This is a genomic window from Ruegeria sp. CDSA193, assembly GCF_059611885.1.
On sequence record NZ_JBXWPN010000004.1, the window covers coordinates 230,522 to 244,569 of the forward strand.

Genomic DNA, 14,048 nt, shown 5'->3' on the forward strand with positions numbered 1-14,048 from the left:
ATCTAATAGAACATTTGAGGCTTTCTGGCGAGTGGAAATATTGCGCTGTTGTTTGACACGCGGAAAACCGTTCAGGTAGGGACGTATGCGTTACCACAGCAGGGATTTCCGACGAAGAATTTTGGTCCCGCTCAGCGGATGACAATCTCATCCGAGCGGATCATACCAAGGATCGAGCGCGCCTGCTGATCCAGTAAATCGAGGTCAAGATAGGTGTCTGAAAGCCTGCGGGTCAGATTTTCCATTTCGGCGATTTCGGTGCTCAACGCTGCAAGGTCGCGCGACAGAGCATCCCGTTCCGCTGCAATCTCGACCCGTCGAAACAGGCCATAGTCTCCCTGGACGGCAGCAAAGGTGAAATACACACCCAGCATGAAAGCCACCGAGAAAAAAGCAACTGAGCCCAAACCGGGCCGATGGGAACGGGACACTCTGTTTACCGCCGTATGAAGTCTGCCTCAATGTCGTGCCATTATGCTTGGCATCTGACTGCACTATGTCACAGGTGATTCGGCTTGTGAATCCCCCGATTCGCAAAATTACCCGTGCAGCTGAATTTATTGTTCCAGCGCGGCGACGCCGGGCAGGGTTTTTCCTTCCATCCATTCCAGGAATGCGCCGCCTGCTGTCGAGATATAGGTGAAATCCCGCGCCGCGCCGGACGCGTTCAGGGCGGCTACGGTATCACCACCGCCCGCGACCGAGACCAACTGGCCCGAACGGCTGAGCGCGGCAGCTTTAAGTGCGGCCGCATTCGTTGCAGCATCGAACGGTTCCAGTTCAAAGGCGCCCAAAGGGCCGTTCCAGATCAGGGTTCGGCTTTGGCTGATGACTTCAGTGATAGCGGCGACACTCTCGGGGCCTGCATCCAGGATCATGCCGTCTTCGGGGCATTGGTCTGCGGGCAAAACCTGATGCGGCGCATTGGCCTGGAAGGTTTTTGCAACAACCACGTCACACGGCAGAACGATCTGGCAACCAGAGTTTTCCGCCTTGGCAAGAATCTCTGCGGCAGTGTCTTTCATTGCGGTTTCCGCCAGCGATTTGCCGACACTGATACCTTGTGCCACTAGGAAGGTGTTGGCCATGCCACCGCCGATGATCAGGTGATCCACCTTGTCGATCAGGTTGCCCAGCAGCTCCAGTTTGGTCGAAACCTTGGCCCCGCCGACCACCGCTGTCACCGGACGTTCGGGCGCGCCAAGGGCGCTTTCAAGTGCTTGCAGCTCGGCCTGCATCAGCCGACCAGCGCAGGCAGGCAGCAGGCGTGCGATGGCTTCGGTTGAGCTGTGGGCGCGGTGCGCAGCGGAAAAGGCGTCGTTGCAATAGACCTCGCCCAGTTTGGCCATGCCTGCGGCCAGATCAGGATCATTCTTGGTTTCAGCAGCATGAAAGCGGGTATTTTCCAACAGCAATACTTGCCCGGCTTGCAGAGTGTCTGCGACAAGCTCGGCCTCGGTTCCGACGCAATCGGCTGCGAACAGAACCTGCGCACCAAAGGCGCTTTCCAGTGTGGGAATAAGTTGTTTCAGCGACAGGCTTTCGCGCCGCTCTCCGCCCGGGCGTCCGAAATGGGCTAGAAGGATAGGCTTGCCACCTGCGGCGAGAATATCGCGTACTGTGGGTACGATGCGCTGAATCCGGGTTGCGTCGGTCACGACCCCATCCACCACGGGCACATTGATATCCACGCGCACCAGCACGCGTTTACCGTTCAGGTCCATATCGTCCAGTGTTTTCCAGCTCATCGCGCGATCCTCGTGTTTGGCAACCGATCTAGGCGGTTCTTTTCCTGCATTTTGCCCTCAGGTCAATGCGTCACTTGGCTTTCGCGTGCGTGGCGCATAGGTATTTGCGCAAGACAAACGACAGGAGGGCCACATGGCCGAGATCAAGGATCCCGAAAACACAATCATCATCGAGCTGAAGGGCGGCAATGTCGTCATCGAGCTGCTGCCAGATGTAGCCCCGCAGCATAGCGCTCGGATGAAGGAACTGGCGCGCAGCGGTGAATATGACAACGTGGCATTTCACCGTGTGATCGACGGTTTCATGGCGCAAACCGGTGACGTGCAGCACGGCGATATGGAAGACGGATACAACCTGCGCAGTGCAGGCACAGGCGGGTCATCGCTGCCGAATGTTCCGGCAGAGTTTTCGAAACTGCCGCATGATCGCGGCACATTGGGCGCGGCTCGGTCGCAGAATCCGGACTCGGCCAATTCGCAGTTTTTCATCAACTTTAGCGACAACCATTTCCTGAACGGCCAATACACGGTCTATGGCCGTGTTATCGACGGGATGGAGCATGTGGACGCCATCGTTCGGGGCGAGCCGCCCGCAAGCCCGGATCGTATGATCAGCGTCAAGGTGGCTGCCGATGTATAAGCTGGCCGCCGCCTTTGTCCTGCTGGCCGGTCCTGCACTGGCCACGGGCCTTGAGATCGAGATTGAGGGCGAGGGGGCCAATGGCACCGTAACCGTTGATCTGTTTGACGATATTGCCCCCAAGCATGTTGAACAAATTAGCGCCCTTGCCGCTGCTGGTCAGTATGATGGCGTGGTGTTTCACCGCGTGATCGACGGCTTTATGGCTCAGACCGGTGACGTTGAACACGGTCGGGTCGGTGGCGATATGCGTCGTGCCGGTACTGGCGGTTCGGATCGGCCGGATCTGCCAGCTGAGTTCTCGGACTATAACTTTGATCGCGGTGTTATTGGCATGGCGCGGGCGCAGGATCCCGACAGTGCCAACTCGCAATTCTTCATAATGTTTGAACCTGGGCCGTTCCTGAACGGTCAGTATACGGTTGTCGGTCAGGTCACTGACGGTATGGACGTTGTTGATGCGATCAAGCGGGGCGAAGGCCCGAACGGAGCCGTAATCGGCCAGCCGGATGCGATGAAAAAGGTCACCGTGACCGAATAGATAAAAGGACCCCGGTGCCTGGTCAGGTGCCGGGGTCTTTTTGTAAGCGTGCGCTTGGATCAGTCGTCAGACATGGCCTTCCAGATCAGCGCACCAATCGCGCCACCAATCAGCGGGGCAACCCAGAACAACCATAGCTGAGCCAGCGCCGGCCCATCGGCAAACAGGGCAACACCGGTTGACCGTGCCGGGTTGACAGATGTGTTGGTCACCGGGATCGAGATCAGGTGGATCAGCGTCAGCGCCAGACCGATGGCAATCGGCGCGAACCCTGCCGGAGCACCGCTTGAGGTCGCGCCCAGAATGATCAGGATGAAAAATGCCGTCAGTACGATCTCGATCACCAAGGCGGACATCATCGAATAGCCCATGGGTGAAGCCTCGCCATAGCCATTGGACGCAAAGCCTCCGACCCCGGCGAAATCTGGTGCGCCGCTGACGATCAGATACAGAACAGCCGCTGCTGCAATGGCTCCGATGACCTGAGCAATCCAATAGGGCAGCAAATCCTTAGCCGGGAACCGTCCGCCGATCATTAAACCCAGACTGACTGCCGGATTGAAATGCCCGCCTGAAATGTGGCCAACGGCAAATGCCATAGTCAGCACTGTTAGGCCAAAGGCGAAAGATACGCCCAACCAGCCGATACCGACATCCGCGACGCCAGCCGCTAAAACAGCGCTGCCGCAACCGCCAAGCACCAACCAGAATGTACCGAAAAATTCAGCCATGAGTTTTGTTGACATGAAAAGTCCTCCGAAAACCAATGGGCTGTAGTGTAATCCAAAACGCAGAAATATCGAAGCTACTCATCACACATGAAAATTTGGCGGAGAATGAAGGGGTATTTGGGCGCGCTTGCCACGTCAAAAGGGGGCAGATAGACCTATGGGTGTGGCATGGAAATATGGGTTCAGCCTATGATGACGTCAAAGACGAATAAGCCGGTGAAGGCCAAGTTATTGCCGGATGATCCGTTCTTCCCGCTCATTCAGGATGCTTATCGCGTTTTTAAGCGTCCAAAGCCAAGCAGTATCGAGGTCTGCGAAGGGTGCTGCATGGAACCGGATATCGAGGCTGATTTCTTTCACCCGCCCATTCAGGAACTGCCGTTGCACTATCTTCAGGACTGGTATTTTGCAGCGAGTGATCCGGAAGGGATTGCCAAGAATACCTGGGCCTATCTTTTGCCGCGTGTGCTAGAGGTCTTGGCCTGTGGCGAAGAGGTAAGCTCTGTCGGGATCGAAGTCAGCCTGAGCCGGTATCCGACGGGACAGGCCCGGAACTGGTCGTCGGAGGAGTGGCGTGTCCTGGACGATTTCCAGAAACGTTTTCTTCTGAAGGCGATCGAAGGGGGCTCAGAAGAATGTCTGGACGATACGCTTTGCATGTTTCGCCTTGGGGGTTGGCCAATGGATGGCCTTTTGGCGCAAGTAGCCGCAGTTAAAACGGCGACTTTGGCAGAACGGTTCTGGCAGGACTGGTGTTACGGGTATCCGCCCTCGGTTTGGATCACGGCCTTCTGGGAAAGCCCCGACGGCACGGCTGCATTCGATTTTTACACGTCTGAAGTCATGTATCGAAGAATGCAGCAGCTTGCCTTTGATGATGGCACGCCACCAGATTTGTCCGAAAAGGCGCTGATGGTCGCAGAAGTGATCGAGGCCAATGCGACCTGGAACCAACCTGATCAGTGAACGCCTTTCGGTCAGAATTGCAAAAGAAAACGCCGCAGGCTGTCCTGCGGCGTTTGTTTCCTGTCAGTCTGTCAGGATTACTGTTTGACGTCAGCAGCCGGGTTAGCGCCCGGTTTTCCGCTGCGGCCAGGGTTCAGAGGATCGTCCTGACGCTGAACGGAGCCTTCGAAATGCGCGCCGCTTTCGATGGCGATTGTCTTGTGAATGATGTCGCCTTCGACCCGTGCGGTCGAGGTCAGGCGCACTTTCAGGCCACGCACGCGGCCAACGATACGGCCGTTGATGACAACGTCATCTGCAGTGACTTCGCCCTTGATGGTCGCCGTTTCACCGATGGTCAGCAGATGCGCACGAATGTCACCTTCCACCGTACCTTCGACCTGAATGTCACCCGAGGTTTTCAGGTTGCCGGTGATGTGCAGGTCCGAAGACAGCACCGATGCAGGTGGCTTGGGTTTGGGCGCGGTGCTGGCCTTGGTTTCCGTCGGTGCAGGGGTTGCCGGAGTGGCCGGAGCGGCAGGCTTGGCGGCCTCTGGGGCATTGGTTCCGGGCTCGTTGATTTTGCTCTTAGAAAACATTTCTTGCAGCCTTGATGTAAGTCATTGGGTTAACAGGTTTTCCGTTTACGCGGACCTCATAGTGCAGGTGCGTTCCGGTCGACCGTCCGGTGTTACCCATATCAGCAATATGATCCCCGCGCGAGACCCTTTGGCCAACCTTAACCCGTAACTTGGTGTTATGAGCGTAAAGTGTCTCAATTCCGAAGGCGTGCCGGATTTTGACCAGACGCCCGAAACCCGATTGCCAGCCCGCATGGGTGACTACGCCGTCGGCGGTCGCAAAGATATCAGTTCCATGTGCACCGGCGAAATCGGAACCGTTATGCATGCGGCGACCGCCCGTTTTTGGGTCACGGCGCGTGCCAAAGCCACTGGTAAAGCGGACAGCCGCTTTCACCGGGCTGGCAAACGGGGCCTTTTCTGCTGCGATACGATAGAGGTTCAGCTGGTCCATCTGTTGCAACAGAGTGTTCGCGCGGATCTCGTCGGGGGTCAGGTCCTCACCGCGCGTGCTGAAGGAAATTGGGGTGAGGGGGCCACCCATGCCGCTATAGCCACGCCGTACTTCTTCAATGATACGGTCAGTTGGCATACCTGCCTGTCGGAACATCTTGTCGAGCGGTTCAACCGAGATGATCATTGCTTCTTCTAGCTGACGGAAAATTTCGTCGCTGCGTTCCTGCATCAGCCGGATCTCAAGCTCGAGATCGTCCCGCTGATCCAGTGCGTTCCGGGCGTCGGCTGCGATCTGATCACGCTCTTGCGCGGTGCGAGTCAGAGCAACGGTCATAAATTCCATCTGTTCGGGGCTGGCAGTGTTTGCCAACGTGAGCCCATCATCAGAATCTGATTGTTGCAGCGCCGCAAGCTCCTGACGGGCAAATTCCCGTTGTTTCATAGTGGTGCGCAGGGTGGACTGGATTACCTCGATCCCCGTTTCCAATTCACGGCGGCTGTTTTCGGACGCCAGCAGCTCGGATTGCATCGCAGAGATCTGTTCAAGCGCGGCGTTGAACCGGTCCTGAGCCATCAGAGCCTCATGAGCGCGCACGTCACGCTCTGCTGACAGGATATTCAGCCGCTCCTGATATGTCGCCTGATCGCGCTTGGCCTGTTCCCGGAAGTTGCCTGATCCGATGCTGTCCATCAACAGGATTGCCGTAGTGACCGCAGTCCAGCCAACAAACAGGGCAACACCAGCAACTGCAAAGATTTGTGTCTCTGAGCTGAGCCGGATGAACCGTGTGTCATTGTCAGATTTCAGAAAGACCCGGCGTTCCGGGAAGTGCTGCTCAAGCAGCGAATGTAGTTTGATTGCCAGACGTGTTCGCACGCGCCTTACCTCTCGATCCCCAAATTCGGGATCGGTTGTGAGTGGTCTCCGTCCCTTGGGGCAACTGAATAGAGGGGACGTCCGATTTGGGCAAGTTTGTTAACTAGTTCACACAACAAACAGGGTTAATCCCGCCAATTCTCGGCGAGAAATTGCCGATTACATCAACTGGAGGATGTTTCAAAGACCGCTATGACCGTAGCATGCCGACCTAGCAGGCAGAGCCGGGCGGCGGCAGGCCTTCGGTCAGCGGCCAATAGAAATCCGGCGGTAATCCGGCTTCGGCCCGCTTTTCTTCGTTGAAGGGCGGTTTAAGAACGCCATGAAAATAGCGCCGGACCAGATCGTGAAAGATACCCTTTGGGTCAGCGTTCTCGCGTCCGCAAAGGAAATGGAACCACTTGGACCCGTAAGCAACATGCCCGACTTCTTCGGCGTAGATCACCTCGAGCGCGGCAATGGCCTGTTCAGCCTTTGCCTTGCGGAAGATGTCAATCATGCCGGGGGTCACATCCAGACCCCGCGCCTCAAGCACCATCGGTACTACGGCCAAACGGCCCATCAAATCTTCTGCTGTATCTTCGGCAGCGCGCCACATACCCGCATGGGCGGGCAGGGCGCCGTAATGACTGCCCATCTGTTCCAGGCAATCGCAGACCATTTCGAAGTGGCGCGATTCCTCTTCGGCGCATTTGACCCAGTCGTCGTAGAAACCGATAGGCATAGGGACATGGCCAAATCGGGCGATGATATCCCAATGCAGATCAACCGCGTTCAGTTCGATATGGGCGACCGCGTGTAGCAGGGCGATGCGCCCAGCCTCGGAGCCGGGGCGGCGCCTTGGGACATCCCGGGGGGACAGCAAATCTGGTTTGTCCGGTCGGGCTGGATTCAACGGCGGTGTTGCGGTGCCCACTTCAATCGCAGGAGCGTCTCCTGATCGCGTCGCAAACCAAGCTGCGGCATGGCGCTTGGACAGGGCGGTCTTTTCGCGCCCGTCTGCTGTGGTCAGAACTTCGGTCGCCATTTGGGTCAGTGTTTTCGACACCGGGATAACTCCGCTTTCAAGATTTGTGCGGGTCATAATCCGGATGACGACCGCGGTGAAGGGGTTACAGCGCGCGCACGGCTTCCAGTACCTCTTCCACATGGCCGGGCACTTTGACCTTTCGCCAGATGCGAGCGATCTTACCGTCGGCGTCAATCAGAAAGGTTGAACGCTCGATCCCCATCGACTTGCGCCCGTACATGTTCTTCTCGACCCACACACCGTAATCCTCGCAAACGGTCGAGCCTTCGTCGGACAAAAGTGGCGTCGTAAGACCGTGTTTGGCCACGAATTTGTCATGCTTAGCCACCGTGTCGCGCGAGATGCCGAAAACTTGGGCGCCGGCATCAGCAAAGGCTTGAAGTTGTTCCGAGAAACCGATGGATTCCTTGGTGCAGCCCGGCGTATCATCACGGGGATAGAAAAACAAAACGACGGCGCTGCCTTGCAGGTCTGACAGCGTAACCTCACCACCGCCGTCGCGGGGCAAAGTGAAACCGGGGGCGATGTCTGTAACGTCGGGCATTGGAAACTCCGCTAAAGGTTTTTAAGTGCTGCCTGACATCAAGGTTTGGTGCAAGCAGGTAATAGGGCGTGGGTCGGAATTTGGCGCGGCAAGAAGATACACAAGAAGGCCCGGACGGGAAGCCCCGCCGCCGTCGGTCACGCCGCCGCATCGCTGTGTGGGGGATCGTCGGAACCTTCCTGTTGCTTTGCCTGCTGGCCTTTGGCGGCTGGTTCTTTCTGATTGGCAAACAGCTGCACGCACCCGACTGGATGCGGGCCCAGGCCGAAAAACGGCTGGATCAAAGCCTTGGGGGGATCAAGATCCGCTTTGGCGATGCTAGCTTTATCGTCAACGAAAACTGGTTGCCACGTTTGCGACTGACGGATGTGACCATAAGCGACGCGGCGGGACAACAGATCGCGCAAGTGGCGGATATGCGCACACGGTTGTCGATGCGGTGGCTGCTACGGGGGAAAATCCGGCCGCGCACGATTACCCTGCGCGATGCCCAAATCGCATTGACCCGCGGATTGGACGGGGCGCTTTCGTTGACAGTCGGTTCTGGCAGTGCACCGGTTCAGCGGGCGCGGACATTGATCGAGTTGATCGAGGAATCTGACGATGTCTTTTTGTCACCGCTGCTGTCGGGCCTGCGGTCGGTCGAGCTTGAGTCGTTGACGCTGGACTATCAGGATTTGCGCCTGTCGCGCGCCTGGGTTTTCGACGGCGGACATATTTCGATCATCCGTACCGGTGACGAAATGCGCATGTCCACCGGGTTCTCTGTTCTGACAGGGCGCGATTATGCCAGTTCGATTGAGGTAAATTATACCAGCGTACTTGGAACGCCCCAGGCAAGCTTTGGCTTTGCCATAACCGACCTGCCTGCCGAGGATATTGCAAGTCAAAGCCTTGCCTTGTCATGGTTACAGGTCCTTGACGCTCCGATCTCGGGCGCGGTGCGCGGCAGTGTTGATGGCAACGCGGCGCTGGGGCCGTTATTTGCGACCCTGAACCTTGCGGCAGGCGCGGTGCAAGCCAACCAAGAGACAAAACCGATCCCGTTTGAATCCGCCAGGGCTTATTTCAGCTATGACCCAAGTCGGCAGGAGCTGGATTTCGACGAGGTTTCTGTGGTCTCTGCCTGGGGGTCTGTTCAGGCCGAGGGAAGGGCCTTTTTGAGAGGTATCGAGAATGGGCTGCTGGAAAGCCTGACCTCTCAACTCCGTCTCAGCAGCATCGACATCAACCCGGCTGGGCTGTTTCCGGAACCCCTCAAGTTGGCGCGTGCCGACCTTGATCTGAAGATGAAGCTGGCCCCGTTCGAGTTGCGCCTCGGACAGATGACGGTTGAAGACGAAAACCTAACGCTGCGTGCTAGGGGAAATCTGATTGGTGAAGCCGAAGGTTGGTCGGGGTACCTCGAGGCTCATCTGGACGAGTTGGAGTCAGGCCAGTTGCTGAGATACTGGCCCCAATTACTTGCCGAAAAGCCGCGTAAATGGGTGTCCGACAATTTATATGAAGGCCGGCTCTCGGATGTCGATTTTGCATTGCGGTTGAAGCCGGACACCAAGCCGGACATTTACTTGGACTTCGGGTTCGACGACGCCAAAGTCCGCTTTGCCAAAACTTTACCTCCGGTCCAGGACGCTCAGGGGCAGGCCAGCCTGATCAACCAACGGTTTACGGTGACAGCCGAGAAAGCGGTTGTCATTGCCGATCAGGGCGGCCCGATAGACGGGTCAGGTACATCCTTCATTATTCCGGATACGTCGATCAAAAAGCTTTCGCCGGCGATTGTGCGCGTCAAGGCCAAGGGCTCGGCAACGGCCGCCTTGTCTTTGATGGATCGTCCCCCTCTGCAGCTGATGACAAAGGCAAATTTGCCCGTGGATGTGGCCTCTGGCGATGTGGAACTGTCAGGCACCTTATCTCTGCCGATGAAGAAGGGGCTGAAGTTCGATGAAACCCAGTTTCACTTTACTGGTAAGATTGGTGATGTGCACAGTGATCGCTTGGTCAAAGGTTTTGTCGTCAGCGCGCCTCAGTTGACTATTTCAGGTGACCAATCCGCTGTCGAAGTCGGCGGCGACGGATATTTCGGCGACGTGCCCCTGCAGGCAACCTGGCGCCAGCCTATTGGGGGTCGAGAACCGAAACCCAGTGAACTGAAAGGGCAGATCGAGATTTCGCCCCGGTTGGTGACCGAGCTTCGTGCCGGGTTACCAAAAGGTATGCTGACCGGAAAAGGCGTTGCCGACATAACCTTGGGCATCGGTGCTGGTCGCCCCCCGAAACTGACGGCGACATCGGATCTGGAAGGCGTTGCGCTGTCCATCCCCGAGCTCGGGTGGCGCAAAGGCGCTGGTACCAAGGGGTCGATGGATGTCGAGGCAACGCTGGGCGATCAGATGCGCGTGGATACACTTCGGCTGGATGCGGCGGGGTTGAGAAGCCTGGCCTCCATTAACTTCAAAAATGGTGCTTTCGATCGTGTTGAGTTCAGCTCCTTCGAGCTGGGGAACTGGCTAGCGGTTCCGGCGGAGCTGATTTCACGGGGGTCAGCCTTGCCCGACATCAGGGTTTTAGGGGGCGTGATGAATCTGGGGGGCGCGACCTTTGGATCCTCCGAAGGTGGTGGCGGTGGTTCCGGGCAGGGGCCCGAGCTGGATGTAGTGTTGGATCGCCTCCAGATTACAGAGACGATCGCCCTGACCGGGTTCAAGGGAAAATTTGCGACAACTGGCGGTGTCAGCGGCGCGTTCACGGCGAATGTAAACGGCGGTGCTGCTGTGCGCGGACAGGTGACCCCGCGCGGAGGGCGCAGTGCAGTCAATCTAATCTCTGGTGATGCAGGCGACGTTCTGAGATCGGCCAAAATGATAACCCAGGCGCGCGGTGGCAAACTGGACCTGCAACTGGAACCGGTCGGCGGGGCCGGGAACTTCGATGTCATCATGAAGATCGTGAACACCCGAATTCATGACGCCCCGGCCATGGCTGCCTTGCTGAACGCAATCAGCCTTGTTGGGCTTGTGGATGAAATGGCTGGGCAAGGCATCTTTTTCTCGAGCATCGAAAGCCGAATGCGGATTACGCCGACCGAAATCAAGGTTCTCAGCGGCAGCGCCGTCGGTCCTTCGATGGGATTGTCCTTCGACGGGACAATCGACACGGTTAGCGAAATGCTGAACTTGCGTGGCGCGATTTCCCCAATCTATCTGGTGAATGCGATTGGAAGTGTCTTCACCAAAAAAGGTGAAGGTGTGATCGCGTTCAATTATACTCTGACCGGCCCTTTGAAATCACCCTCTGTCTCGGTCAACCCTCTGTCAGGGCTTGCGCCATTGTTCTTGCGCAACCTTCTAAGGGAGCCCGCGCCGAAGGTTCAGGATGGGCCAAATGCACAGAAAGCCAAGCCGGATGAGCCTAAGCGCACCTTTGGATCGCCGCCAAAAGACAACTGAACAGGGATATAGCCGAATCTGATACGACCCTGTAAGGCGCGCCCATGAAACTCAGCGATTTCGATTTCCACCTGCCCGAAAATTTGATTGCCACCCGGCCTGCCAACCCGCGCTCTTCGGCGCGTTTGCTTGTGGCCGAAGGCGATGCAATCTCGCATGCGCATGTCTTTGACCTGCCAGACTGGCTGCGACCCGGTGACCGGCTGGTGTTGAATGATACGCGGGTCATCCCGGCACGCCTCAGCGGGCGGCGTCATCGCGACAGTGCGCAAGGGCCGGTGTCTGCGTCGATCGAAGCGACGTTGCTTGATCCGCAGGCAGACGGCACCTGGGCGGCGTTGATCAAGCCTCTCAAGAAGGTCAAGACAGGTGAGGTGATCCGGTTTTCGGATCAACTGAGCGCTGAGTTGGATAGGGTGGCGGACGGGCAGGCCTTTCTGCGGTTTAACCTTACGGGGCAGGATTTCGATGCTGCGCTGGAACAGGCCGGCGCCATGCCGCTGCCGCCCTATATTGCCGCCAAGCGCCCTGCCGATGCGCAGGACAAGACGGATTACCAGACGATCTGGGCGCGCAACTCCGGGGCCGTGGCCGCACCCACCGCGTCGCTGCATTTTGACGAAGCGCTGATGCAGGCGCTTACCGCGCGCGGCGTTTCTGTTTCCTACGTTACGCTTCATGTCGGTGCCGGAACGTTTCTGCCAGTCAAGGTCGAGGATGTGACGACCCATAAGATGCATGCAGAATGGGGCAGGGTCAGTGCGGAAGCCGTCAGTGAAATTCGTGAAACCAAAGCCATAGGTGGCCGTGTCATTCCGGTGGGCACAACCGCGCTGCGATTGATCGAAAGCGCCGCCCGCAGTGGGCAGATCGTACCCTGGGAGGGCGATACCGACATCTTCATCTATCCGGGCTTTCAGTTTTACGTCACGGATGCGCTGATCACCAATTTCCATCTGCCGAAATCCACGCTGCTGATGTTGGTTTCAGCTTTGATGGGGCAGGATCGGATGCAAGAGGTTTATGAGCACGCGATTGCGCAGAACTATCGGTTCTTTTCATATGGGGATGGGTCGCTTTTGATCCCTTGAGCGGCGTGTTGTCGGGATCGTTGCGTTTCGATGTCGTAGACAAGCTGGTTCAAAGCCGTTTTTGATATAAAAACGAATCTCTAGTTCAGGTTAGCAATCTCGGAGGCCTCTATGCTTCAGGTCATTACCAGCGCGTGGTCACTTCTTCTTGGCATGGGCCTGCTTATGATTGGCAATGGCCTACAGGGCACAATCCTGGGCGTTCGAGGCGAGATCGAAGGGTTTTCGACCCTTCAGATGTCTGTTGTGATGTCAGCTTATTTCGTAGGTTTCCTCGGAGGTTCTCGCCTTGCACCGGAGATGATACGGCGGGTTGGGCATGTGCGGGTCTTTGCTGCGCTCGCTTCTTTTATTTCGGCCGTGATGATCATGTATCCGATGTTGACCGAGCCAGTCGCGTGGGCTTTGGGGCGTGTTGTGATCGGGTTTTGTTTCTCGGGAGTGTATGTCACCGCTGAAAGCTGGTTGAACAACGCGGCCAATAACGAGAACCGGGGCCAGGCGCTTTCGCTTTATATGATCGTACAGATGACTGGGATCATCACCGCTCAGGGGCTTATGCTGGTTGGCGATCCTGCTGGTTACGAAACCTTTGTGATCGCATCCATTCTGGTTTCGGTTTCCTTTGCTCCGATTCTGCTGTCGATTTCACCGACACCGGCATTTGACACGACCAAGCCCATGACATTGCGTGATCTGATGGGGAAGTCGCCGTTGGGCTGCGTGGGCATGTTCCTGCTGGGCGGAGTGTTCTCGGCCCAGTTTGGTATGGCGGCGGTCTATGGCGCGCGCGCTGGGCTGACACTGGTTGAGATTTCGACCTTCGTGGCCGCCTTCTATATCGGAGCAATTCTGCTGCAATATCCGCTGGGTTGGTTCTCGGACCGGATGGATCGCCGGTTCCTGATCATGCTGGCGGGCATCATTGGTGCTTGCGGGGCGGCCACTGCGATGATGTTCGGGTCGACCTCATTTCCGTTCCTTCTGGCCTCGGCCTTTGTGATCGGAGGCATGTCTAACCCACTGTATTCGCTTCTGATTGCGCATACGAATGACTTTCTGGAGCATGAGGACATGGCGGCGGCCTCTGGCGGTCTGGTCTTCATCAATGGACTGGGCGCCATTGCTGGCCCGCTGATTACCGGTTGGTTGATGGGCGATGACGTGTTCGGACCGTCGGGCTTTTTCCTGATCATCTTTGCACTGCTTGCAGCCACTGCGGTCTATGCGATGTATCGCATGACACAGCGTGCGGCGATTCCTGTGGACGAGACGGGCACGATGTCTCCGCTTTACCCAACGGCCTCGCCGGTGGCGTTCGAATTGGCGCAAGAGGTGGCTATCGAAGCCGCCGAAGCCGATCAGGAAACGCAAGATGTAGCCTAGGACACGAAATTATGTCGCAAGTGTTG

At 57.1% G+C, this 14,048-nt stretch carries 13 protein-coding genes; 6 read left to right on the plus strand and 7 right to left on the minus strand.

Features of this window, described 5'->3' with window-relative positions:
* Positions 1-131: 131 nt before the first annotated feature.
* Together AC2FLG_RS09315 and AC2FLG_RS09320 are read right to left on the minus strand one after the other, a co-directional pair.
* Positions 132-431, minus strand: a complete 300-nt coding sequence (locus AC2FLG_RS09315; protein WP_185956602.1) for an FtsB family cell division protein — start codon at positions 429-431, stop codon at positions 132-134.
* A gap of 126 nt (positions 432-557) precedes the next feature.
* Positions 558-1,748 carry a phosphoglycerate kinase gene (locus AC2FLG_RS09320; protein ID WP_496700524.1) on the minus strand — a complete coding sequence of 397 codons (1,191 nt, stop codon included), beginning with the start codon at positions 1,746-1,748 and terminating at the stop codon, positions 558-560.
* Positions 1,749-1,881: 133 nt separating this feature from the next.
* Here AC2FLG_RS09320 and AC2FLG_RS09325 point away from each other — a divergent pair, with 133 nt between their 5' ends.
* Both AC2FLG_RS09325 and AC2FLG_RS09330 read left to right on the plus strand, forming a co-directional pair.
* Positions 1,882-2,388, plus strand: a complete 507-nt coding sequence (locus AC2FLG_RS09325; protein ID WP_496705943.1) for a peptidylprolyl isomerase — start codon at positions 1,882-1,884, stop codon at positions 2,386-2,388.
* Positions 2,381-2,929, plus strand: coding sequence for a peptidylprolyl isomerase (locus AC2FLG_RS09330; RefSeq protein ID WP_142633219.1), 549 nt, complete (start codon positions 2,381-2,383; stop codon positions 2,927-2,929). Before AC2FLG_RS09325 ends, AC2FLG_RS09330 begins: the two co-directional genes overlap by 8 nt.
* A 59-nt stretch (positions 2,930-2,988) precedes the next feature.
* Here the strand turns inward: AC2FLG_RS09330 and aqpZ are convergent, their stop codons facing one another.
* Positions 2,989-3,675 carry an aquaporin Z gene (gene aqpZ / locus AC2FLG_RS09335; protein ID WP_271947574.1) on the minus strand — a complete coding sequence of 229 codons (687 nt, stop codon included), beginning with the start codon at positions 3,673-3,675 and terminating at the stop codon, positions 2,989-2,991.
* A 153-nt stretch (positions 3,676-3,828) separates the two neighbouring features.
* Here aqpZ and AC2FLG_RS09340 point away from each other — a divergent pair, with 153 nt between their 5' ends.
* Positions 3,829-4,626 carry a hypothetical protein gene (locus AC2FLG_RS09340; protein WP_496705944.1) on the plus strand — a complete coding sequence of 266 codons (798 nt, stop codon included), beginning with the start codon at positions 3,829-3,831 and terminating at the stop codon, positions 4,624-4,626.
* Positions 4,627-4,703: 77 nt separating this feature from the next.
* On the opposite strand, the gene AC2FLG_RS09345 is transcribed toward AC2FLG_RS09340, so the two are convergent.
* The 4 genes from AC2FLG_RS09345 to AC2FLG_RS09360 form a co-directional block, all read right to left on the minus strand.
* On the minus strand, positions 4,704-5,204 hold the full coding sequence (locus tag AC2FLG_RS09345; RefSeq protein WP_271947570.1) for a bactofilin family protein: 501 nt from the start codon (positions 5,202-5,204) through the stop codon (positions 4,704-4,706).
* The gene (locus tag AC2FLG_RS09350) at positions 5,194-6,519 is read right to left on the minus strand and encodes a DUF5930 domain-containing protein (RefSeq protein WP_496691069.1); all 1,326 of its coding nucleotides are present in this window, start codon (positions 6,517-6,519) and stop codon (positions 5,194-5,196) included. The genes AC2FLG_RS09345 and AC2FLG_RS09350 overlap by 11 nt, the downstream gene beginning before the upstream one ends.
* Before the next feature lie 211 nt (positions 6,520-6,730).
* Positions 6,731-7,603 (minus strand): ferritin-like domain-containing protein, encoded by an 873-nt coding sequence (locus AC2FLG_RS09355; RefSeq protein ID WP_496705945.1) that lies wholly within the window; start codon positions 7,601-7,603, stop codon positions 6,731-6,733.
* Positions 7,604-7,631: 28 nt separating this feature from the next.
* Positions 7,632-8,093, minus strand: a complete 462-nt coding sequence (locus tag AC2FLG_RS09360; protein WP_496705946.1) for a peroxiredoxin — start codon at positions 8,091-8,093, stop codon at positions 7,632-7,634.
* 68 nt (positions 8,094-8,161) lie between these two features.
* On the opposite strand from AC2FLG_RS09360, the gene AC2FLG_RS09365 reads away from it, so the two are divergent.
* From AC2FLG_RS09365 to AC2FLG_RS09375, 3 genes are all read left to right on the plus strand, one after another.
* Positions 8,162-11,545: a YhdP family protein gene (locus AC2FLG_RS09365; protein WP_496705947.1), complete on the plus strand. Its 3,384-nt coding sequence runs from the start codon at positions 8,162-8,164 to the stop codon at positions 11,543-11,545.
* A gap of 44 nt (positions 11,546-11,589) precedes the next feature.
* Entirely contained in the window at positions 11,590-12,636 is a 1,047-nt protein-coding gene (gene queA, locus AC2FLG_RS09370) for a tRNA preQ1(34) S-adenosylmethionine ribosyltransferase-isomerase QueA (protein WP_496705949.1), read from the plus strand.
* A gap of 111 nt (positions 12,637-12,747) precedes the next feature.
* Positions 12,748-14,022 (plus strand): MFS transporter, encoded by a 1,275-nt coding sequence (locus AC2FLG_RS09375; protein ID WP_282021879.1) that lies wholly within the window; start codon positions 12,748-12,750, stop codon positions 14,020-14,022.
* The last annotated feature ends 26 nt before the right edge of the window (positions 14,023-14,048 follow it).

Coding starts and splice junctions, on each gene's coding strand:
- AC2FLG_RS09340 (WP_496705944.1), top strand. CDS start 3,829: ATGGAAATATGGGTTCAGCCTATGATGACGTCAAAGACGAATAAGCCG.
- AC2FLG_RS09320 (WP_496700524.1), bottom strand. CDS start 1,748: ATGAGCTGGAAAACACTGGACGATATGGACCTGAACGGTAAACGCGTG.
- AC2FLG_RS09355 (WP_496705945.1), bottom strand. CDS start 7,603: ATGACCCGCACAAATCTTGAAAGCGGAGTTATCCCGGTGTCGAAAACA.
- AC2FLG_RS09375 (WP_282021879.1), top strand. CDS start 12,748: ATGCTTCAGGTCATTACCAGCGCGTGGTCACTTCTTCTTGGCATGGGC.
- AC2FLG_RS09345 (WP_271947570.1), bottom strand. CDS start 5,204: ATGTTTTCTAAGAGCAAAATCAACGAGCCCGGAACCAATGCCCCAGAG.
- queA (WP_496705949.1), top strand. CDS start 11,590: ATGAAACTCAGCGATTTCGATTTCCACCTGCCCGAAAATTTGATTGCC.
- aqpZ (WP_271947574.1), bottom strand. CDS start 3,675: ATGTCAACAAAACTCATGGCTGAATTTTTCGGTACATTCTGGTTGGTG.
- AC2FLG_RS09360 (WP_496705946.1), bottom strand. CDS start 8,093: ATGCCCGACGTTACAGACATCGCCCCCGGTTTCACTTTGCCCCGCGAC.
- AC2FLG_RS09325 (WP_496705943.1), top strand. CDS start 1,882: ATGGCCGAGATCAAGGATCCCGAAAACACAATCATCATCGAGCTGAAG.
- AC2FLG_RS09330 (WP_142633219.1), top strand. CDS start 2,381: ATGTATAAGCTGGCCGCCGCCTTTGTCCTGCTGGCCGGTCCTGCACTG.